This window comes from Patescibacteria group bacterium, from assembly GCA_041649475.1.
Classification (GTDB): Bacteria; Patescibacteriota; Patescibacteriia; order Magasanikbacterales; family GWA2-37-8; genus JBAZNA01.
On record JBAZNA010000001.1, the window covers coordinates 929823 to 950741 of the forward strand.

Here is a 20919-nt window from a genome sequence, read left to right on the forward strand (position 1 = left end):
AACAGACCCCGAGAGGGGTCTGTTTTTTTACTTTACCATCTGTAAGGCCTCTTTCATCAACTGTTCACTCGTCTTCCCCCTGCCGTCAAGCTTCTTGGCCGCCTCTCTGGCCTCGGCCGCGCCATAACCAAGGGCCATTAATCCGGCCACCACATCTCCCAAAATATCACCCTCGGCAAATTCTTCAACTGTTCCTGACCCAATCACTTTGTTTTTAAGTTCCACCACAATGCGCTCGGCGGTTTTTTTGCCGATACCGCTGACATTGGTCAAATAACCCACATCCTCGCGCGCAATCGCGGACGAAATTTCATGCACACTGCCCAAAGACAATAAATGCATGGCTGTTTTCGGGCCAATGCCGCTGACTAGTAGAAATTTGGTAAATAAATCTTTTTCTTCCGGACTGGCAAAACCGTAAAGCTCCATCGCGTTTTCGCGGACCGCCAAGTAAGTCAAAACCTGCACCTCTGTGCCCACTGTCCAACCCTGGGTGTAGCGCGCGCTCACCATTACTTCATAACCAACTCCGCCGGAAGTCAAAATTGTCACTTGTGAGCCGTTATTTTCCAAAATTTTTCCCTTCAAAACAGAAATCATAACTCAATTTACGCTTATAATTCAATCGTATAAATATTTATTGGTTCCACCCTGCCTTTGACCGTGGCCGAGCCCAACGGCTTAAATTTGTAACTGGTTTTTAATTTATTTTTTGTGGTCTCACCGATGATTATATTCGTTTTATACTCCTTATTTAACCCTTCCAACCGGGAGGCCACATTCACTGTATCACCCATAGCCGTATAATTCAACCGCAACTCCGAGCCGATGTTTCCAACCACGGCCGGTCCGGTATATAACCCAATACCGATGTTTATTTCCGGCTTGCCCTCTTGGCGCAACTCCTCATTTAAAACTTTCAGTTTGGCCAGCATGCCAACGGATGCCTTCATTGCCTTATCCGCGGAATCCGCATCATCAATCGGCGCTCCCCAAAAAGCCATAATCGCGTCGCCGATGTATTTATCCAAAACCCCGCCATATTTTAACACCTCTTCGGTCATTAAAGTAAAATAGCGATTCAAAATTTTCACCAGTTCCTGCGGTTTGGTGTTTTCCGACAAGGTTGTAAATCCGCGAATATCAGAAAAAAACACAGTAATTTCTTTTTCCTGTCCGCCCAATTTCACCTTGCCCGGGTCTTTTAGAATTTCTTTAACCACTTCCTTGGACACATATTTGGAAAACACGTTTTTCAATTCCCGTTTTTCTTTTTCAGCGATAAAATACCGGTAAACAAAAATTACCGCGGTTGGAATCGCCCAGGCCAAAGTTATATGAATAATATTGGTCACAACTCCAAACTCAAACAAAACGATAGCCGCCAGCAGATATAAAAATCCCAAAATAATATTGTATAACAATGGCCGGATTGAACGTTTGGAGAAACTAAAGATAATAGCCGGAAGCAAAGCCGCTAAAAATATCCAAAGCAAAATATTTTGATTGCTTAAATCTGTCAACCGATACCCTTGGAGCAACATGTTGACGATATTGGCCTGAATTTCCACGCCCGGCATATCATTTTCTTTGCCAATTGGCACCGGCTTGGCGTCGTGAAGATCAGAAGTAAAAACGCCCAGCAAAACAATTTTATTTTTTAATGAATCCAACGAATCGCCCTGATATATCTGCCAAAATGGCACCCGACGCACATGGCCCGGCGCGCCGGCAAAAACAATTCTGTTTATGTTTTGCAAATTACTTTCATTGGGAATTTGTTCACCGCTGGCTTTGGCAACCTCATAGGCAAAAGCATTAAACACCTGCGCATTGCCGCCGTCAGTAATTATCAAAGGAAACCGGCGCACGATTCCGTCTTTATCAGCAATGATATTAGCATGCCCCAAAGATGATTTATCCGGAACATTAAATAAAGATAAAGGAAAGTTAAAATTCAAACCAATGGCGCTGCCCTTTTTTATGGTTAACTCTGTTGTCTCAACCGGAAAAACAATCGGATAATTGGCATTTTCTATAGCCGTGGCCAAACTTTGATCATCGGCCTCCCCAAACCGCGAGGGTTCAGAAAAAACAATATCAACCCCCAACACCTTTGGTTTAACGCTGTTTAATTGCTCTAACGCCGAGGCAAAAACCTGCCTTGACCATGGCCACTGGCCGATTTTTGAAATTGAAGCGTCATCAATCGTGACAATGACAATATCTTGATTGATTGTTTTGGGTGAAACCAGCAGATCTTCGGCCGCATTTTCCAAACCGGAAAAAATTCCCAGTGAATAAGAACCAAAAACCAAACCGCCGGCAACTAGCGAGACCAGAAAATAGACAAACTTTTTGCGCATAGTGTTATTTTACGGTTGGAGTCACACCCAAAAGTTGCAATTGATTTAGTTGCTGTTGGGCTGTAATAAGCTGCTGTTTCATCTCTGGTGTAAGCGACGGATTGGCCTGTAAAGCTTTTATCTGATCCAATCCCTGCTGAACAGAACTTTGCATTTGTAAAATAAAGGCCTTTAATTGTGCCGGATCCGGAAGATTTGCTTTTAAATTCAACATTAAGGCATCAGAGGTCTGCGCTTTTTGTATCCAATCCATATCTTTGACAGTGGCAGGCACAGGTTGCGCGGCCGTTTGCATCATTATTTTTTTCTCAATCACGCCGGTTACAAAATTATTATCAATCTTCAGATATTTATCCGGACCAACCACCGCCGTGTCGGCTAAAATATTATTTTTTGCATCTTTAATCTGCACCGACACATTGTTCTCCGAACCAATAACTTCGGTACTGCCGTCAATTACTTGCACGCCAAAAGCCGTGCCCCGCACCGTGGCCACCGCGTTACTGCTTTCCACCTGCCAGCTTGAATTTGGCGTAGCCAAGCCCACTATCTTTGACCAGACCTTGCCGATGGAAACAAAAATTTTCACCACCAAGCTTTTATCCGACTGATCATAACTGGCCGCATCTATAGTAATCTCCGTGTTGGTATCCAAACGCGCCACTGACCCGTCCGGAAAATATATATTGGCAACGCCATTTTCATCGGTCTTAATTTTATCCCCCTGGTTGACTTCTTCGCCGGTTTGGAGTTCTTTGGTTGCACCAGTATTATCAACTAAAAATACTGTTGGTCTAACAACTTCTATCCATGGCAAAGTTACCTTCTCGCTGGTTTGATCAGGTGTTACCGGTGTGTATCCTTGAGGACCGGGTTTTTTATAATTTTTGAAAAAAAACAGCGCGGCGACAACTGCCAAGACAAATAGCACCACCGCTATCCCCAAAAAAATCCATTTTTTCATAGAAGCAAGTTAGATAATTACTCTATTATTCTATCATTTTTTCTTGTTTCTTGAAACTCTGGTTAATCCGCTACAAGGCACGATTTCAATGCCTTTCTTTTCAAGCTGATCCAGGAATAAATTCATGCCCAGGGAGTCCGAAGAAATATGTCCGGCAATAACCACGTTCATATGAAACTCGTTGGCTTTATCCATAGCGTCATCGCGCATGTGCATACCGACAATCGTGCTGATGCCGGCGCGTGATAACTCTTGATACACTTTATTTGAAGGATTAGTGCCACCGGTCATCTCCACTAAAAATTTACCGACTTTATTTTTCGGATTGCCGGCAAAAATCTTCGGACCGGCGCCGCGTTTTTTCGCTTCCTGATATTCCGGAATTTCCATTAAGGCCTTTAACAGATCGCTGATTGTTTCCGGTTTCTTTTTAGTCAGATATTCATGAAGAAATTTATTAACCAAATTATCGGTAATGGTATGGGTGTTAATCACATCCACTTTAAGCGCCTTGGCCAGATCAATAATCTGATAATGATTGGCCGGATGCACACTGCGGCCCACTTCTCTGATTCTTTCATCCATTAATTTTTCCGCCACATGCACCGGCATGCCCAAGTGCTCATAAACCTCAACGATCATGTCCATCACGCTGTGCAAAGACGCCAAACTGCCGCCAATCGGGTGATGACCAATTACCAAATCAATCGGTTTACCTCTCTCATTTAACTGGCTGGCCAATAAAATTTCGCCGGAGCCAATATCAATTCCTGATAAAACCCGTTTAACTTTTTTATCCGGGTTGCCGACATGAATTTTGCTGTCATCATACGGATTCTCCAGCCGGTCTTTATCAAAATATTTTTTCTCGTCCGGTTTCAAATCCTCATATTCTCTTTTGGTTCGCTCTAAATATTTTTTCACGCCCTTGGCGCCACGCGGATCGGCGGCCATGCCGATTTTCAGTCCCAAATCAAAAATTTGTTTTGTTGTTAACATATGTAAAATTTTAATGACTTATTAGCCAATCATAGGATAAAAAAGCCAATATGTCAACCTTGAAAAGGAATTAAAAAAGGGCATACGGTGTGAACACCGGATGCCCAATGGGACCCGAGGATACTCTGGACCTGGGGGTGGTCGTAAATCCCCGTTTCCCGTGGGGTTCTGCTTCCCCGTGGCTCACCACTACGCAGGTGACTCGACCCATCTGCCTTTCGGCCACCAGGGCGGGTGTAGATCTTGGGAGGGCGGCACGGGCGCTTGCATGTCATCAGTCGGGCTGTTAAGCCCTATGTGTGGAACAGCAGCTTCACCTGACGCTCCTTTCTTTTCCTCTGCGGGTGTTCGACCCCCGGATAGAGGTCGAATACTCGATAAAGGTGGGAAACGAGAGAGTGAACCCCCGCGTTTCCCGTACTGCACTGCTTCCATGCTTTGGCGCGACCCTGCGAGGTTACGGCCCTTGAGTTGAGAGAATAGTACTTCCCCGAAGGCTTTCCTATCCCGTACAACCTGGGCCTGCATAGTACCCCGAAGTGACTTTGCCCTGCTTGGGCGTTGGCTAGGGGTGTGGTCGCCACTTAATTCCACACCTTGCGTTTAACTGCGCACGACACCTCCATCCTTGGGTGGTGTCACCCTTGCTTGGCGCGGGAGCTTTGTCGTAATGCTCCGCAGCGCGGGTTTACGGTTTACGTGCGCCTAATGGACGCACGCACGGCGGGATCTACTTCTGTGACCCCGAGTTAGAGAAACGGGCCATAACGCATGTGGTCCACTCCTCCACCGAGCCGCCGGCACATAGTCCGAGGGCCTTTCACAGGCCGCTAAATATTAACGGACTACGAAAGATAATGGATTAGTATAGCAGAAATTGTTCGGTTTGTCAACCTCTCGACCACTTTGGTCAAGAGGCAATTACTTACCACTTCGCTTTAATGTCCCCACATAAGTGAGAGTCCAAAGATCAAAATGGAAAGTAATTGGGAGCCGAAGTGTTTGAGCACTGCGGCTGTGCCTCCAGCAATGTTCGCTCGCGCGAACGATTCGCATGGCCAGCCGCGTGGCACACTAGGGGTGCGGCTGTTAGGGCTGGTGGTCTGCCTCATACCTGATGCGCACGGAACGATCTCCGTTGACATCACAGGTCCAGGAGCAAACCCCCTTGTAGACACCCTCTGTCTTCTTGACCTTGGAGAGGTCGCTGATCTGTCGGCCGTCCTTTGACGTTGGAAGCCGCCTCCGCGAGAACTGCGAGGATGACGATGGCGATGATGACCCAGAAGGTGAACTTGTAGATCCCCTTCTCGTTCAGGTACCAGTCCATGTCGGATATCTTGTTCCTGATCTTACCCATGTTCCTCTCCTTATCCTCGAACCACCCACACAAACCAACGCGCATGCGCCAGTCCGGGGCGGCTTCTTTCTCTAAGTTGAAATGAACACAGAATGTTTCCATCCTGGACCGAGTGAACGACCCTATAACGTAGATTATTCACTTCGTTCAAAATGACAACGCCCATATTAACACAAAATCCCTCGTTGAGAGAGATTCTTGTTTGTCGCCCTTGTCAGGGCTAAAATTAGAGTATATTTTACTTGCGCCTAGCTGCACCTCTCTCAAATGCCACTATGCGCCTATTTTTTGATACTTAAACAAGCAAGTATAGCACAAATGAGAGATTTTGTCAATAGCCCAACGGCTCGTTTCGGCTTATTTTGGCCTTTCTACGTTCAATTTAACCTTCCCTCCGCCAATTTCAACCTCTTCCCCTTCCGCTCCGACCTCTATTTTTACAGCTAAAACCGACTTTTTGATCTCATCCGCATAATCGCTAAAAACCGAGCCCAACAAATCATCAGAAGTAGTATATTTAACAACCACCGCGTCATTAATCGTCAACTTCTGGTCTTTGCGCATTTGATTAATGGTCCGCACCAGCTCGCGCACAATGCCTTCTTTTTTCAATTCTTCGGTCATCATAATATCCAACCCAACCTTCACGCTGGTATCCTCTTTCACTGTAAAATTTTCATTCGCTTCAATCCTGCCCATCTCAACTTTTTTAACATTTAATTCATCGGCAATAATCACATACAAGTCCTTGGAAAGCGCTTCGCTCAAAATCAGACGCGACAATGGCTGGCGAACCTTGATACCTTTCTCGGCTCTCAAAGCCAAACCGAGCTCAACGACTTTTCTGGCCAAATCCATTTCATCCATTAATTTTTTATTGATTAATTTTTCATTCACCTCCGGCCACTTATCCAAATGCACGCTTTCTTTCTCTCCGCCCAAAGCCAAATAAATTTTTTCGGCAATAAACGGGGTAAACGGCGCCATCACTTTGGATAACTGCAACAAAACATATCCCAAAGTGGTAATCGCTGATTTTTTATCCGCGCCATCATCACCCTTAAAACGATCACGACTGCGGCGGACATACCACTGTGATAATTCAGTGACAAATTCCAAAATCGGCCGGCTGGCATTTACCAATTCATAATTTTCCATGCCCTTAGTCGCGTCTCTTATAAGCAACTGCAATTTTGATAATATCCAACTATCTAAAACATTGTCGGCTTTTTTTATTTTATCTTCAACCTTTTGGTCAACCGCGTACATTTTGTAAAATTCCAAAACATTCCAAGCGGTATTTACAACTTTGTTATACATCTCACGCACGCCAATCTCGGAAAAATTTAAGGACTCGGCCGTCATGACCGGTGAAGTAGCCAAATAATACCTCATCGCATCCGCGCCGTATTTTTCCAAAACAATATCCGGCTCCGGATAATTTTTCAGACGCTTGCTCATTTTTTTGCCATCTTCTGCTAAAACAATTCCATTGACAATGACATTTTTAAACGCCGGTTTGTTCTTCAGGGCCGTTGCCAAAACATGCAAGGTATAAAACCAGCCGCGGGTCTGATCCTGGCCTTCGGCGATGAATTCTGCCGGAAAACCATTTTCAAATTTTTTCTGATTTTCAAACGGATAATGCATTTGGCCATAAGGCATACTGCCGGATTCAAACCAGACATCCAAAATTTCCGGAATGCGGCGATATTCTTTGCCATCTTTTTTTATCACATATTTATCTATAATATGCTTATGCAAATCAGTCACTTTTTGGCCGGATAATTCCGTGAGTTCAGCGGCACTGCCAACACAAATCAAATCACCCTCGGCGCTCTCCCAAACCGGCAACGGCGTGCCCCAATAACGGTTGCGTGAAATGGCCCAATCACGCGCGCCTTCCAGCCATTTTCCAAACCGGCCTTCTTTAATATGTTCCGGCACCCAATGAATGCCTTTGTTGTTTTTCAGTAGATGGTCTTTTAATTCGGTAACTTTCACAAACCAACTGCTGGTCGCATAATTTAACAGCGGGGTATCACAACGCCAACAATGCGGATAGCTATGTTCGATTTTTTCTTTAGCAAATAATTTATTATTATGCGCCAGCCATTTTATCACTTCCACATCGGTGCGAGTTGGATCGTCTTTTGGTTTTACATCCATGTTTGGAAAATCGGTCACCGCCGGCATAAATTTTCCTTCCATGGTCACATGCTGGACCAAAGGCAGACCCTCTTCTTCGCCAACATTATAATCATCCTCGCCAAAAGCCGGGGCAATATGGACAACACCGGTGCCGTCTTCAGTGGAAACAAAATTTCCAGCCACCACCCTGAACGCTTTTGGTGTATCGGCAAAATACGGGAAGAGAGGTTCGTATTCCAAACCGACCAAATCAGAACTTGATAAATTTTTTATAACTGAATATTGTTTGTCTTTTAAAACTGAAGTTGCCCGATCCGCGGCCAAAATATATACACCGACCTCGCCGGCAATTTCCACTACCTGATAGCCGATTTGCGGACCGACTGCCAACAAAACATTTCCCGGTAGAGTCCAGGGGGTGGTTGTCCAAGCCAAAACATAGACATCACCGTCCAAATCTAACTTTTCCGGATTTTTTAATTTAAATTTAACCGTTGCTGAAATATCTTTTATATCTTTATAGTTCTGGGTCACCTCAAAATTTGAAAGCGGAGTCACGCAGTGTGGACAAATATGCATCGGCTTATGCCCTTTATAGATCAATTTCTTTTTCCAAAGCTCCTTGAAAACCCACCAGATGCTTTCCATAAAGGTCGGATCCATGGTTTTATAATCATTCTCCATATCAACCCACCGGCCCATTCGTCTCACCGTACTTTTCCACTCATTGGCATACATCAAAACCGTGGCCCGGCACTCTTCATTAAATTTATCAACCCCATAATCCTCAATTTCCTTTTTACTGCCCAAATTTAATTTTTGTTCAATCAAATTTTCAACCGGCAAACCGTGGCAATCCCAACCCCAACGGCGTTCCACCCGAAAACCGCGCATTGTCCAAAAACGCGGCACCACATCTTTCATGAGCGATGCCACCAAATGCCCGTAATGCGGCAAACCCGTGGCAAAAGGAGGCCCGTCATAAAAATGGTAGGGCTTGTTTTCCGGCCGCTCCGAAACGGACTTCTCAAAACAATGATGTTCGTCCCAATATTTTAGAATTTCTCGTTCTTGTTCGCTGGAGTTATACATAAAAAGTTGATAACAATAAGTAAATTTTATCTAAAATACGGCCATTTGTCAATCAACTATGGATAAAGTATAATATAGTATCAAACTTAACATAAATTTTATGCTTTTTATTGCCTCTGACCATGCCGGATTTCAACTGAAAAAAGCCCTGGTCACATATATAGAAACCCAGCTTAACCTAAAAGTTAAAGATTTGGGTCCAACCTCCTTTGCAGAGGGGGATGATTTCCCGGATTATGCCGAACCGGTGGCCAAAGAAGTGACCAAAAGCCCGGAAAATTTGGGTATTTTAATTTGCGGCACCGGACAGGGAATGTGTATCGCGGCCAATAAAGTTAAAGGCATCAGGGCCATAATCGGCTATAACATAACCGCCACTGAACTGGGTAAACAACATAACAATGCCAACATCCTGTGTCTGGCCGGCCGGGTTATTACCGAAGATCATGCCAAAGCGATCGTCAAAAAATTTACTACAACCACTTTTGAAAAAGAAGAAAGGTTCGTACGCAGAAATAAAAAAATAGAGGAGCTGGAGAAAAACAGCGTATGATTGCTCCTGCGATTCTTGTTTCTAACTTCAACGATTTTGAGGATCAGGTTAAACAGCTTGAAGGAATTTTTGAATACGCGCAAATTGACGTGATGGACGGAATTTTTGTGACCAATAAATCTTTCAGCGAAATTGAAAAAATAAACGGGCTGGGAAGCGCTCTGAAATTTGAACTGCATCTGATGACTGAACATCCGCTCCAAGAAATAAAAAAATGGAAGGGTGTGAAAAATGTTTTTCGGGTAATTTTTCATATTGAAGCCAAAGACGACCCAACCGAAACCATAAAAACCATCCAGGAAAACGGCTGGCAAACAGGAATCTGTTTAAACCCGGAAACACCTTTGACAGCCATAGAGCCATATTATAAACTTGTAGATACCATATTGTTTATGACTGTCCATCCCGGGAAACATGGCGCGCCCTATTTGCCGGAAGTCAGCGAAAAAATAAAAGAATACAGCGGCTGGCCAAACCGGCCAAAGTGCGCAGTTGACGGCGGTATAGACGAAAAAAATATGGAAGAATTAAAATCAATCGGCGTGGAAATTTTTAATATCGGCAGTAATCGGGCAATTAATTTTGTTTAATATATGTTGGATCTAATAATTATCGGCTCGGCGGCGGCCGGAAGCAGCGCGGCCATTTATGCGGCCAGAAGAAAATTAAATTTCAAGGTTATCACCTATGATTTGGGCGGTGAAGTCGCCTTATCCGGCGAAGTCAATAACTGGCCGGGAATTTTGAGTATTCAGGGGTATGAATTGGCCCAAAAATTTAATGAACACGTGAAGGCCTATGGGGTTGAAATTGAAGACGGCTGGAAAGTAGAAAAAATTACGCCGGAAAAAAAGTATTATAAGGTTGTTGCCAAAAATGCGCGGGGTGAAGAAAGGGTTTATGAAACCAAATCCATAATTGTGGCCACTGGCATTCATCCGCGGCATCTGGAAGTGCCGGGTGAAAAAGAATTTTATCAAAAAGGCGTGACCTATTGCACGGTTTGCGACGGACCGCTGTTTAAAGGCAAGACCACAGCCACAGTCGGCTCCGGAAATAGCGCTTTGGAATCGGCTCTGATGATGACTCACATTGCTAAAAAGGTTTATCTTATCAGTAAATTTCCCAATACGCCCGAAACCAACGGCGGCTTCCCCAAGGGTGAGGCAATTTTGATTGAAAAAGTGAAACAACTGCCGAATGTAGAAATAATCTATGCGGCCCAGACCACCGCAATACTCGGAGACGGCAAAGTTAATGGGTTGAAATATAAAACCGAAGACGGCCAACAGCAAATTGAGGTTGAGGGTGTAATGGTGCACATCGGCCAAATACCAAATTCACAATTTATTGACGCCAAAAAAAATAAAATCGGCGAACTTATTATTGATGAAAAATGCCGCACCAACCTGCCCGGAATCTTTGCCGCCGGCGACGTCACCAACATCCCCTACAAGCAAATCGGCATCTCCACCGGCCAAGGGATTATTGCCGCGCTGGCCGTAATAGAGTATATTAACAGGTGGAGCTAGCGAAATAATTCTTAATTTACCCAAATATGCCTCTTGGTTCAATTTTTCCAACTTTACCTTGGCCGCTTTTGGACATAATTATGAACGTGGTGGCCGCGCTGGGCGCAATCTTGCTCACCTATGCTATTTTTTTGGAAGCTGAACGCCGGCAAGACGCAATTTTTGTAGTCGGTTCCGCTTGTCTTCTGGTTTACGCTTTGTGGATTGGAAATAAAATTTTTTCCGTGGCCATGGCCGGAATCATGCTCGCCAGTTTTATTGAACTGATTGAAATTATGACCGGCAGACACGTACACAGTGTAGATATGGTTGAATCATATAAAAATCCTAAGGGTAAATGATATGTATAATGTCATCGCTATTGGGGACGCGGTTTTAGATACGCATGTTTTAATTGACGATGCCTCGGTTGAATGTAATATTGACGGCAAAAATTGCCGTCTTTGTTTGGATTATGCCAGTAAAATTCCGATCGCCGACAGCTTTCAGGCGCTGGGTGGAAACGCGGCCAATGTCGCGGTTGGCGCAGCCAAACTGGGGCTTGAAACTGCAATTGTGAGCTCTATTGGCAAAGACGGAAATGGAAAAATAATTTTGGATGATTTAAAAAAGAGCGGCGTTATCACCGATTTGATTTATACAGACGAAAAAATAAAAACCAGATATTCAATTGTTTTAAATTTCAAAGGCGAACGGACGATTTTGTCATACCATCAAAAAAGACAATATGTTTGGCCGGAAGCCGTGCCAAAAACCGACTGGGTTTATTACACCAGCTTGAGCGAGGGTTTTGAGCCACTTCAGGAAAAATTGATAAATTTTTTAAACAAACATGAAAGCGTACGTCTGGCCTATAATCCGGGCTCATTTCAGTTAAAATATTCCTTGGTTTCCGTTAAAGAAATTCTGCCGCAGGCGCAAATTTTGATTTTAAATCTGGAAGAAGCGGAAACGGTTTTGAACACAACAATTGAAAAAGAAAAAAGCGTTTCCGCTCTGATACATAAATTACTGCTAACCGGCGCCAAAGAAGTGGCAATTACCGACGGAAAAAACGGCGCCTGGGCCGGAGACGAAGAGGATGTTTGGTACTTGAAAAGTTTCCCGGTTGAAGTGATTTCCAAAACCGGAGCCGGAGATGCTTTCTCCGCCGGATACCTGGCGGCCAGAATAAATGATCATGATATCAGTACGGCTCTAAGTTGGGGCATTGCCAACAGTTGCAGTGTCATCACCTCGCATGGATCGCAAAAAACTCTGCTGGATAAAAACGGCATCAAAAAAATGCTGACCAAATACAGCCAGATAAAATCTAAAACGGTTTAAATCCGGTTTTAAGTAAATTATCTAACGGTTGAAATAGTGGGCCGGGCAGATTTTCAAATTCAAACCATCCTACTTGTTCAGTCCAATCCGGTTCCATCACTTTAGCTTCACCGGAGTCATATTCTGAAACCACAAAAATGGTTACATAATGTTTATCCTCCTTCATATAAACATCGTTGGTAAACGGCCCGATTTTTATATTCTTTATCTTCACTCCCACTTCCTCCATTGTTTCCCTAATCGCGCAGTCCTCAATTGATTCGCCAAATTCCAAATGTCCTCCTGCCAAAGCCCAGGTGCCATCTCCGGCCGTTCCTTTTCTTTTTTGCATTAAAATTTTATTCCCGTTGATAATAAACACACCCACTCCTACTTTGGGTCTTTTTTCTGTATCCATAGAAGTTTAGTTATACAAATCAATTTGCAACGGCACGTGTATCCCGCGCAAACGATTAAGATCTTGTTTTCGTCCGGCAAAAAAATCCTTGGCTTGGCAAACCGCGTCAAACTGCAACTCCGGCCCCAGCATGCACAAACTGTATTCAAAGGTTCGGATTTTATCTTTTATTTCATCCGCCAAATTCGGATGATCAGTTTCGGCCGCGGCCAACCGCCTTAAATCCTCAATGTGATTTTTGAGATCCTCAATCAAAAGTTTAAACTCCTCCACCCGCTGTAGATATTTTTTATTATTCAGTCCCAAAATTTCCCGGTCAACATAATCTTTTAACTTGGTTTGCATGTCTACCAGCGCCGTACACAGTTCGCCCCTCTGTTCGGAGCTGAAAAATTCAGCCGCTTTGCCGGAATGAAGGTCATGCAAAGTGCCCAAATATTCTTTGAATTCGGCGTATTTTTCTTGAGCCGCTTCGCTCAAATTCGGCAACAAGAAATGCTCACCCAGCTCTTGTTCGGCGGCTTCCAAAAATTCTTTATAGGCCTGATTCCACGGCCAAACCTCATAACCAAAGCCGATCATTATGTCCTCAACCTTTGTAACCGGCAGATTGGGCTGTGACTCCAGCGCGCCCAGTTCGGCTTTCATTTTTAAATTCATATCAGCCGGAAAAAGCGGCGGCAGATGTTCGTATAAATATCGGAAAATTTTTACAGTTGATTGCATATGCGATAAATTGCTATGCCGGCGGCGACGCTGACGTTTAAACTGGTTTTCTTGCCTTTCATCGGGATCTCAACCGCCTCATCACAATATTTTAATAAAGATTTAGTCACGCCGGTTTTTTCATTGCCGACAATGAGCGCAATTGGAAACTTCGGTTTCCATTTAAAAATGTCTTTGCTGGTTTTGGTGTGTTCCAGCGCCACTATATTATACCCTTCTTTCTTTAATTGTTTAAGCAACCTTCCGGCTTGCTTAAAATATTGCCAAGATACCGACTTTTCCGCACCCAGGGAAACTTTGTCTACCTGCGGATGCGGCGGACAGGGCGTGTAGCCGGTTAAATATATTTTATCAACCCCGGCGCCATCGGCGGTACGAAACATGGCGCCGACATTATGACCACTGCGGATGTTGGGGATAACAAGAACAAACTTCATATTATTTAATTTTTGTTACCCACAAACTCTGCCCGGCGCATAAGGCCACAGCCAACGCGTCGGCCGCGTCATCCGATTTTATTTTTTCTTTAATTCCCAAGATCATGGCCACAATTTTTTGCATCTGCTGTTTTTCCGCCCGGCCATAACCGGTCACGGCTTGTTTGACCTGCAAAGGAGTGAACTCATCAACCGGCAATTTGTTTTCTACGGCCGTAAGCAGTATCACGCCTCTCGCCTGCCCGACTTCAATGGCGGTTTTTAAATTCTTGAAAAAAAATAGTTCCTCAACAGCCATCCGCGTTGGTTTATATTTTTTTATTAAACCAACCAACTCTTCATGCACTTGGGCCAAACGGTCAACAAATGTTTTTTTAGGTGAGGTTTCAATACAGCCAAAAGCAACCGGAGTCCACTCTCTCCCTTTTCCTTTGGTCACGACGCCATAACCCACCCGGCCAAACCCGGGGTCAATTCCAAGAATAATTTCGTTTTGCATAAACTAGACCGCAAAATTAAACCGCATTGGTGTAGTAATCGCTCACATCATCGTTTTCCTCAAAACTGGCAAAAAGCCGCTCCAATTTACTTCTTATCTCATCACTCACCGGCACCTTGTCTTTGGCCACCCATTCTAAACCGGATTCAGCCGGTTCAATGCCCAGTTCTTTCACCTTGTTCAAGACCTTTTGAAAATTTTCCATTTTGGTTTTGATATCTATTTGATCTTCGCTGTCCTCAAGGTCCTCGGCCCCGGCATCAATCATTTGTAAATCAAAATCATCTCGCGAAACTTTCCCGGATAATTTATTTTTATCAATGGTAATTATGCCCAGCTGTTCAAACATCCACATCACACTGCCCGCTCCGCCCATTGACCCGCCGGCGTCAGCAAAAAGATGTTTTATGTCCGAAACCGTCCGGTTTTTATTGTCAGTTAAAACTTTAACCAACACGGCCACTCCGCCCGGTCCATAACCCTCATAAATTACTTCTTCAATTTGCGCGCCACCCAGCTCGCCGGTGCCTTTTTTAATCGCTCTTTCAATATTATCTTTCGGCATCCCGACGGCTTTGGCTTTTTCAATGGATAAACGCAAAGAAAAATTGGCCGCCGGATCACCGCCGCCTCTGGCCGCTATGGAGATAATTTTGCTCATTTTAGAAAACTGGCTGCTTCTGATTGCGTCCTGTTTGCCCTTCCTTCCCTGGATGTTGTGCCATTTGGAATGACCGCTCATATGTTTGGAAAATTAAATTTTTTCATGAAGTCCGCCCTTTGCTGGCCGTTCATCAATTGCGGCTGGGATTTTTGCGAATAAAACGGAAAAACATAAACCTTTTTTACGCCGTTTTCACCAAAGATCAAACCAACACTGATTCCCTCCTGTGTCTCCGGTGAAAAATACTGGTCAAAAATAAAATTTCCCAATGAATAAAAGATCGGCTTATCTTTATACATCTCCATTTCTTCAACCACGTGCGGATGACCGCCGATAACCGCGTCCGCGCCCTTATCAATCAACCAATGCGCCAAATACTGCTGGTTTTCATTTGAATGATCCTTATATTCAACGCCCCAATGAGTATCTATTATAACATAATCAGCCGATTTTTTTGCCTCAACCATTGCTTTCTCAACTTCAGACAGATTCAAGGTATGATCAGTATTATTTAAACCGATAAAAGCAATTTTATACCCGCCGACATCGCCAATCCACGAATACTCCGGCCCTTCCCGAAGCTCATCGCCAAAATAATTTAAACCGGCGGCTGATAAAACTGTTTTAGTAAAATCCAAATTGCTCCAACCCATATCTATGGCGTGATTATTGGCCAGATCTAAAAGCCCAAACCCGTAATTTTTCAGTTGCGGCGCTAGTAACGGATCAAATCTAAAAGCGATTGATTTTGAAGTTTTTATACGCGCCGGCGCAAACGGTCCTTCCAAGTTGGCGCCCATTAAATCCGTTCCCCAAAAAAATCTATTTTCCTGGGCTTTTAGTTTTGCAAAAATATAATCCAAACCGGATGTAGCCATGGCTTTGGCCACATTTCTATCCAGCATTATATCTCCGAAAAATTGTAACGCCACCTCCGGTTTTTCGGTTGCCTGCCCCGGTGAAAAATAGCCGATCACATGGCTGGTTGTTTCTTGCAAATCCGGCTGGCCGACTATATCGGCGCTGTTGGTGTGTGAAACCAAATTAAATTTTTCCACGCCTTTTAATTGATTATATTTCATTAACAGATATAAACTGCTCTGGCTATCAATTTCCAATTTATCAACCTGGGAAATGTTCCCGCTCGCCAGAGTGTTGATTGACAGATCATCATGAAAATTTGCCACTTCTTTGGGTAAATAATGAGAAAAATCAACACTGGCCAAAACTATAGAATTTTTTGGTAAATATTTTATAAGCTGATCGGACAAATTATCCAATTCGGATTTATTAATATCGTTTTTTAAAATAATCGGAATAATTTTTGCGTCCGGCCAAATCCGTTTTAAAAACGGCACATCCGAAGAAATGCTCCACTCGCCGTCAATAATATCATCATTAATTTTTACAACGCCGGCAGTGGATAAATTTTTGATAATTTTTTCATCAGTTTTTAAGACCCCATAAGGTGTCTGCCAATCATAAACTCCGGACACGATTTGATCCGGACCTCTTTGTAAATGATTTGGTCCAATCAAAACAATGGTCTGTGGATGCTGATCGGATAATCCTTTAACAAAATTGGCAATGTATTTACCGGCCACTAAATGGTGCGGAATCACTCCGGATATCGCCTGCTCACCGGTTTTTTCAGTTGAGGTGGCTTGTTTAAAAAAATTTTCATACAGATCCAGGTCGGATGAGTAGCTTTTATGAAAATTAGAAATTGGAAAATTTACGCCGGCTTGTTTGGCTTCCCCTGTTTTTTCCGAAATTCTTTCACTTTTTCCGGCATAAAAATAGCCGAACAGGCCGACACCGATGGCTAAAATAAACACCACCGCAATAATAATTTTTTCTTTCATAATATGCTTATTCTACCCTGAAATAAGGGAAAAATCAAATCGTTGTGTTAAAACAAAAGAGGGGAAAGAAATAGTTCTTCCCCCTCTTTTTCAATTCAATTTTTACTGCTTAAACCCGGTTCCTGCCGGAATCAACCGGCCAATAATCACGTTCTCTTTCAAACCTTCTAAGTAGTCAATCTTGCCGGTGATAGCAGTGTTAATTAGCACACGGGCTGTTTCCTGGAACGAAGCCGCGGATAAGAAACTCTGGGTGGACAAAGCTACGCGGCTGATACCCAAGAACATTTCGCGACCGGTCGCTTCTCTGCCGCCTTCTTTTTTGACCTGGCGGTTGGAGAATTCCAGCTGGGCTTTTTCTACGACCTCACCCGGAAGCAGATCAGTATCACCGGCATCTTCAACATAAATACGGCTAAACATCTGGCGGATGATTAATTCCACGTGTTTGTCATTAACCTTCTGACCTTGGGAAGAATAAATATGCTGGACTTCCTGCAAAATATATCTTTGCACGGCCTCGCGTCCTTTCAGTTCAAACAATTGATGCGGATTAATACTGCCGTCGGTCAAAACATCACCCTGTTCAACTTTGTCGCCGGTTTTTACCATCAATTTATATCCCAACGGAATAATATATTCGCGCGTGTGCGGGCCTTCGTAAGTTAGGGTGATGGTATTTTTCTCAATCTTTATGCTTCCGGAATACTTGGCCATAATTTCTTCACCGGAAGCGCCGCGCACCACCAAGACCTCATCTTTCTTAACAGTGGCGCCGTCTTTTATCATCACCTCGTCCTCGCCCTTGGTCTTTATTTTCATTTCATCCATGCCGGAGAAATGAATATGCACAATTTTTTGTCCGCGTCGGCCTTCAAAAATTTTCTTGCCACTTGGCGAAGTGATAATTTTTCCGTCCGCTTCTTCAATTTCAATCTCGCCGGATACTTCTGCCAAGAGGGCCTGCTTTTTCGGAGAGCGCGCTTCAAACAATTCGTCTACACGCGGCAAACCTTGGGTAATATCGCCGCCGCCGGCCACGCCGCCGGTATGGAAGGTTCTCATGGTCAGCTGGGTGCCCGGCTCGCCGATTGATTGAGCGGCAATCGTTCCGACCGCCACGCCGAATTCAACCGGTTTATTGTGGCCAAGATCAAAGCCGTAACACTTCTTGCAAACACCTTTCTGCATTTTGCATTGCAGGATACTTCTCACTTTCATTGATTCAACTTTATACTCATCAATCAAACGCATGATCTTATCATCAACCGCTTCACCGGCTTTGACAATCACTTTATTTCCGGCTTTTACGGTTTCCAAAACATAGCGTCCCCAAACGCGTTCTGATAATTTTTCACCCATTTCCTTTGATTGCGCGGCCGTAAAGATTTCACCGGTGGTGTCGCCGCAATCTTCTTCCAACACAATCACATCCTGGGACACATCAACCAAGCGTCTGGTTAAGTAGCCGGCATTAGCTGTTCTAAGCGCGGTATCTGACAAACCTTTTCTGGTACCGTGGGATGAAATAAAGAACTCAAGAACCTCAAAGCCCTCTTTGAAGTTACCTTTTACCGGCAATTCAATGGTGTCTCCGGAAGGAGATGCCACCAAGCCCTTCATACCAATAACCTGGCCAAGCTGTCCCCAGGTGCCTCTGGCGCCGGAATCAATCATAGCAAACACCGGACCGTTCTTAGTCAAAAGTTCCTGGTTTCTGGCTACGATTTTATCTTTTGTTTCAGTCCAAATTTCCAAAATCTTGGCATGGCGTTCTGATTGGGTAAGCAGTCCTTCCTGGTACTGCTCTTCAATCTGCCTGACCAATTGATCGGAAGCGCGGAGCAAACTTGGCTTCTCGGCCACTTCCGGGAAGTCATCCATACCCAGAGAATAACCGGATTTGGTCACATATCTATAACCGATATTTTTCAGTTCATCCAAGAAAAAAGCAACCTCTTGCTGATCCGGCAAGAACTCAATGCACAATCTGATAATGTGGCCCAATTTCTTTACATTGATTGTTTCGTTAAAGTACGGAAGCTTATCCGGCAAGACCTTATTGAATAACAATCTGCCAACGGTCGTTTCTATCAAAGGATTGGTGCCTTCCGGAAATTTATTCAAGTCGGTAAAACGAACCTTGATTCTTTCCTGCAAAGTAATCTGTCGGGCTTTGTAGGCCAGTGTCGCTTCCTGTTCAGAACCATAAAATTTCTTTACTTCGGCTTTATCGTCAACACCGGTTCTGGTCAGATAATAACAGCCCAGAGCAATATCTTGCTTTGGCGTGATCACCGGACTGCCGGTGGCCGGCTTCAAAATATTTTTTTCAGCGGCCATTAAATTATCGGCTTCCCAGCGGGCTTCAGCTGTCAGTGGTAAGTGCACGGCCATTTGGTCGCCGTCAAAGTCAGCATTAAAAGCGGTACAAACCAGCGGGTGCAATTGAATGGCTTTGCCTTCAATCAAACGCGGATGAAAGGCCTGAATGCCCAAGCGGTGCAGGGTTGGAGCGCGGTTTAAGAGCACGCGGGTTTTTTGGGTCAATTCTTCCAAAATATCCCAAACCTCATCATGCTCGGCTTCAATGTATCTGGAGGCGCTGCGTACATTATGCGCCAATTCGCGTTTAATGATTTCGCTCATTATAAAGGGTTTGAAAAGTTCCAAAGCCATGCGCTTCGGCAAACCGCACTCGTCAATGTTTAAATTCGGGCCAACCACGATTACCGAACGGCCGGAATAGTCAACGCGCTTGCCGAGTAAATTCTGGCGGAAACGCCCTTGTTTGCCTTTTAAGATGTCGGCCAAGGATCGCAATTGTCTTTTTTGTCCGGTTGAAGCAGTCACGGTTTTGGCATGCCTGGCATTATTATCAATCAAAGCATCAACCGCTTCCTGCAACATGCGCTTTTCATTTCGGCAAATAACTTCCGGAGCATCAAGTTCAATCAGCCGGCGCAGACGATTGTTGCGGTTGATAACGCGGCGATACAAATCATTTAAATCAGAAGTGGCAAAACGTCCGCCGTCTAAGGCCACCATCGGGCGCAGGTCCGGAGGAATAACCGGAATATTTTGCAGAACCATCCATTCCGGTCTGATTTTGTTTAAGAAGAAACTCTTTAAAATTTTCTTGCGTCTGATGATTCTTTCCAATTTTGAACCCTTCACGTTCGGCTGTTCAGCCACCAACTTTTTGATTGTCTCGTCCAAATTAATTCTGGATAAAAGATTTCTAATCGCTTCCGCGCCGATTGAGGCCTCAAACAAATGGCCATAGCGCAAAGACAATTCCTGATATTTATTTTCAGAAACAATTTTCAAGACCTGCAATTCTTTCAACTCTTTATCGGCCTGTTGGAAATCGGCGTCTAAGGCCTTTTGTTTTTTCTCCATTTCTTCCTGAATTTTTTCCAAAACTTCCGCGCTTTGTTTTTTATCATTGGCCTGTTTCATTGAATTTTCCGCTTCTTTTTCTATCTGTTTTTTCTTGGTCTTATATTCCTGGCGCAACAGGTCGGCGGTTTTCTTTTTGCCTTCTTCATCAACATGAGTGATTATAAAAGCGGCAAAATAAATTACCTTCTCCAAGGCCTGTCCGGATAAATCCAAAACCAAACCAATTTTTGAAGGCACTGACCGCAAAAACCAAATGTGAGCCACTGATGCCGAGAGTTCAATGTGTCCCATGCGCTCGCGGCGAACCGAAGAATGAGTGACTTCCACTCCGCACTTGTCGCAAATGATTCCCTTATATCTTATCTTCTTATATTTTCCGCAATAGCATTCCCAATCCTTGGTTGGTCCAAAAATTTCTTCAGCAAACAAGCCGCCCTTTTCCGGTTTTTGGGTGCGGTAGTTGATTGTTTCCGGTTTATGGACTTCTCCATATGACCAGCCCTTAATCACTTCCGGCGAGGCCAATTTCAGACGTATGGCGTCAAAGTCCATTGGGTTGAAATTTTCATTAGCCATATAGAAT

Annotated in this window: 18 protein-coding genes; 5 read left to right on the forward strand and 13 right to left on the reverse strand. The window is 44.1% G+C overall.

What is annotated here, in order from left to right; genetic code table 11:
• Positions 1-27: 27 nt before the first annotated feature.
• The 6 genes from ruvA to ileS all read right to left on the reverse strand — a co-directional run bounded on the left by ruvA (position 28) and on the right by ileS (position 8932).
• Positions 28-600, reverse strand: coding sequence for a Holliday junction branch migration protein RuvA (gene ruvA / locus WC526_04695; protein ID MFA5062416.1), 573 nt, complete (start codon positions 598-600; stop codon positions 28-30).
• 14 nt (positions 601-614) lie between these two features.
• Complete coding sequence (locus tag WC526_04700) at positions 615-2366, reverse strand: adenylate/guanylate cyclase domain-containing protein (GenBank protein MFA5062417.1); 1752 nt, start codon at positions 2364-2366, stop codon at positions 615-617.
• A 4-nt stretch (positions 2367-2370) separates the two neighbouring features.
• Positions 2371-3330, reverse strand: a complete 960-nt coding sequence (locus WC526_04705) for a FecR family protein (GenBank protein MFA5062418.1) — start codon at positions 3328-3330, stop codon at positions 2371-2373.
• Positions 3331-3363: 33 nt separating this feature from the next.
• Positions 3364-4329 carry an NGG1p interacting factor NIF3 gene (locus WC526_04710; protein ID MFA5062419.1) on the reverse strand — a complete coding sequence of 322 codons (966 nt, stop codon included), beginning with the start codon at positions 4327-4329 and terminating at the stop codon, positions 3364-3366.
• A gap of 1144 nt (positions 4330-5473) precedes the next feature.
• Positions 5474-5791, reverse strand: a complete 318-nt coding sequence (locus tag WC526_04715; protein MFA5062420.1) for a hypothetical protein — start codon at positions 5789-5791, stop codon at positions 5474-5476.
• 255 nt (positions 5792-6046) lie between these two features.
• Positions 6047-8932 carry an isoleucine--tRNA ligase gene (gene ileS, locus WC526_04720; GenBank protein MFA5062421.1) on the reverse strand — a complete coding sequence of 962 codons (2886 nt, stop codon included), beginning with the start codon at positions 8930-8932 and terminating at the stop codon, positions 6047-6049.
• Between the two features lie 100 nt (positions 8933-9032).
• On the opposite strand from ileS, the gene WC526_04725 reads away from it, so the two are divergent.
• From WC526_04725 to WC526_04745, 5 genes are read left to right on the forward strand one after another with little or no spacing between them, the layout of a single operon-like run.
• The gene (locus tag WC526_04725) at positions 9033-9485 is read left to right on the forward strand and encodes an RpiB/LacA/LacB family sugar-phosphate isomerase (protein MFA5062422.1); all 453 of its coding nucleotides are present in this window, start codon (positions 9033-9035) and stop codon (positions 9483-9485) included.
• Positions 9482-10075, forward strand: a complete 594-nt coding sequence (locus tag WC526_04730) for a hypothetical protein (protein MFA5062423.1) — start codon at positions 9482-9484, stop codon at positions 10073-10075. Before WC526_04725 ends, WC526_04730 begins: the two co-directional genes overlap by 4 nt.
• A gap of 3 nt (positions 10076-10078) precedes the next feature.
• Positions 10079-11017: an FAD-dependent oxidoreductase gene (locus WC526_04735; protein MFA5062424.1), complete on the forward strand. Its 939-nt coding sequence runs from the start codon at positions 10079-10081 to the stop codon at positions 11015-11017.
• A gap of 26 nt (positions 11018-11043) precedes the next feature.
• Positions 11044-11358: a hypothetical protein gene (locus WC526_04740; protein MFA5062425.1), complete on the forward strand. Its 315-nt coding sequence runs from the start codon at positions 11044-11046 to the stop codon at positions 11356-11358.
• Between the two features lies 1 nt (position 11359).
• Complete coding sequence (locus WC526_04745; GenBank protein MFA5062426.1) at positions 11360-12343, forward strand: carbohydrate kinase family protein; 984 nt, start codon at positions 11360-11362, stop codon at positions 12341-12343.
• Here WC526_04745 and WC526_04750 read toward each other — a convergent pair.
• From WC526_04750 to rpoC, 7 genes are all read right to left on the reverse strand, one after another.
• Positions 12330-12740 carry an NUDIX hydrolase gene (locus WC526_04750; GenBank protein ID MFA5062427.1) on the reverse strand — a complete coding sequence of 137 codons (411 nt, stop codon included), beginning with the start codon at positions 12738-12740 and terminating at the stop codon, positions 12330-12332. The two genes, WC526_04745 and WC526_04750, sit on opposite strands and share 14 nt — an antisense overlap.
• 6 nt (positions 12741-12746) lie before the next feature.
• On the reverse strand, positions 12747-13466 hold the full coding sequence (locus WC526_04755; GenBank protein MFA5062428.1) for a hypothetical protein: 720 nt from the start codon (positions 13464-13466) through the stop codon (positions 12747-12749).
• A complete protein-coding gene (locus WC526_04760) occupies positions 13451-13903 on the reverse strand; it encodes an RNA methyltransferase (protein MFA5062429.1) in 453 nt (150 codons plus the stop codon). The genes WC526_04755 and WC526_04760 overlap by 16 nt, the downstream gene beginning before the upstream one ends.
• A gap of 1 nt (position 13904) precedes the next feature.
• The gene (gene ruvC / locus WC526_04765) at positions 13905-14402 is read right to left on the reverse strand and encodes a crossover junction endodeoxyribonuclease RuvC (GenBank protein MFA5062430.1); all 498 of its coding nucleotides are present in this window, start codon (positions 14400-14402) and stop codon (positions 13905-13907) included.
• A gap of 16 nt (positions 14403-14418) precedes the next feature.
• Positions 14419-15144, reverse strand: coding sequence for a YebC/PmpR family DNA-binding transcriptional regulator (locus WC526_04770; GenBank protein ID MFA5062431.1), 726 nt, complete (start codon positions 15142-15144; stop codon positions 14419-14421).
• A complete protein-coding gene (gene amrB, locus WC526_04775) occupies positions 15141-16931 on the reverse strand; it encodes an AmmeMemoRadiSam system protein B (GenBank protein MFA5062432.1) in 1791 nt (596 codons plus the stop codon). The genes WC526_04770 and amrB overlap by 4 nt, the downstream gene beginning before the upstream one ends.
• Positions 16932-17033: 102 nt before the next feature.
• The gene (rpoC, locus tag WC526_04780) at positions 17034-20912 is read right to left on the reverse strand and encodes a DNA-directed RNA polymerase subunit beta' (protein MFA5062433.1); all 3879 of its coding nucleotides are present in this window, start codon (positions 20910-20912) and stop codon (positions 17034-17036) included.
• Positions 20913-20919: the final 7 nt, after the last annotated feature.

What these genes read in the sequence shown, in the direction of transcription:
- ruvA (MFA5062416.1), bottom strand. Translation starts at nt 600, where the DNA reads ATGATTTCTGTTTTGAAGGGAAAAATTTTGGAAAATAACGGCTCACAA.
- WC526_04700 (MFA5062417.1), bottom strand. Translation starts at nt 2,366, where the DNA reads ATGCGCAAAAAGTTTGTCTATTTTCTGGTCTCGCTAGTTGCCGGCGGT.
- WC526_04705 (MFA5062418.1), bottom strand. Translation starts at nt 3,330, where the DNA reads ATGAAAAAATGGATTTTTTTGGGGATAGCGGTGGTGCTATTTGTCTTG.
- WC526_04710 (MFA5062419.1), bottom strand. Translation starts at nt 4,329, where the DNA reads ATGTTAACAACAAAACAAATTTTTGATTTGGGACTGAAAATCGGCATG.
- WC526_04715 (MFA5062420.1), bottom strand. Translation starts at nt 5,791, where the DNA reads ATGGAAACATTCTGTGTTCATTTCAACTTAGAGAAAGAAGCCGCCCCG.
- ileS (MFA5062421.1), bottom strand. Translation starts at nt 8,932, where the DNA reads ATGTATAACTCCAGCGAACAAGAACGAGAAATTCTAAAATATTGGGAC.
- WC526_04725 (MFA5062422.1), top strand. Translation starts at nt 9,033, where the DNA reads ATGCTTTTTATTGCCTCTGACCATGCCGGATTTCAACTGAAAAAAGCC.
- WC526_04730 (MFA5062423.1), top strand. Translation starts at nt 9,482, where the DNA reads ATGATTGCTCCTGCGATTCTTGTTTCTAACTTCAACGATTTTGAGGAT.
- WC526_04735 (MFA5062424.1), top strand. Translation starts at nt 10,079, where the DNA reads ATGTTGGATCTAATAATTATCGGCTCGGCGGCGGCCGGAAGCAGCGCG.
- WC526_04740 (MFA5062425.1), top strand. Translation starts at nt 11,044, where the DNA reads ATGCCTCTTGGTTCAATTTTTCCAACTTTACCTTGGCCGCTTTTGGAC.
- WC526_04745 (MFA5062426.1), top strand. Translation starts at nt 11,360, where the DNA reads ATGTATAATGTCATCGCTATTGGGGACGCGGTTTTAGATACGCATGTT.
- WC526_04750 (MFA5062427.1), bottom strand. Translation starts at nt 12,740, where the DNA reads ATGGATACAGAAAAAAGACCCAAAGTAGGAGTGGGTGTGTTTATTATC.
- WC526_04755 (MFA5062428.1), bottom strand. Translation starts at nt 13,466, where the DNA reads ATGCAATCAACTGTAAAAATTTTCCGATATTTATACGAACATCTGCCG.
- WC526_04760 (MFA5062429.1), bottom strand. Translation starts at nt 13,903, where the DNA reads ATGAAGTTTGTTCTTGTTATCCCCAACATCCGCAGTGGTCATAATGTC.
- ruvC (MFA5062430.1), bottom strand. Translation starts at nt 14,402, where the DNA reads ATGCAAAACGAAATTATTCTTGGAATTGACCCCGGGTTTGGCCGGGTG.
- WC526_04770 (MFA5062431.1), bottom strand. Translation starts at nt 15,144, where the DNA reads ATGAGCGGTCATTCCAAATGGCACAACATCCAGGGAAGGAAGGGCAAA.
- amrB (MFA5062432.1), bottom strand. Translation starts at nt 16,931, where the DNA reads ATGAAAGAAAAAATTATTATTGCGGTGGTGTTTATTTTAGCCATCGGT.
- rpoC (MFA5062433.1), bottom strand. Translation starts at nt 20,912, where the DNA reads ATGGCTAATGAAAATTTCAACCCAATGGACTTTGACGCCATACGTCTG.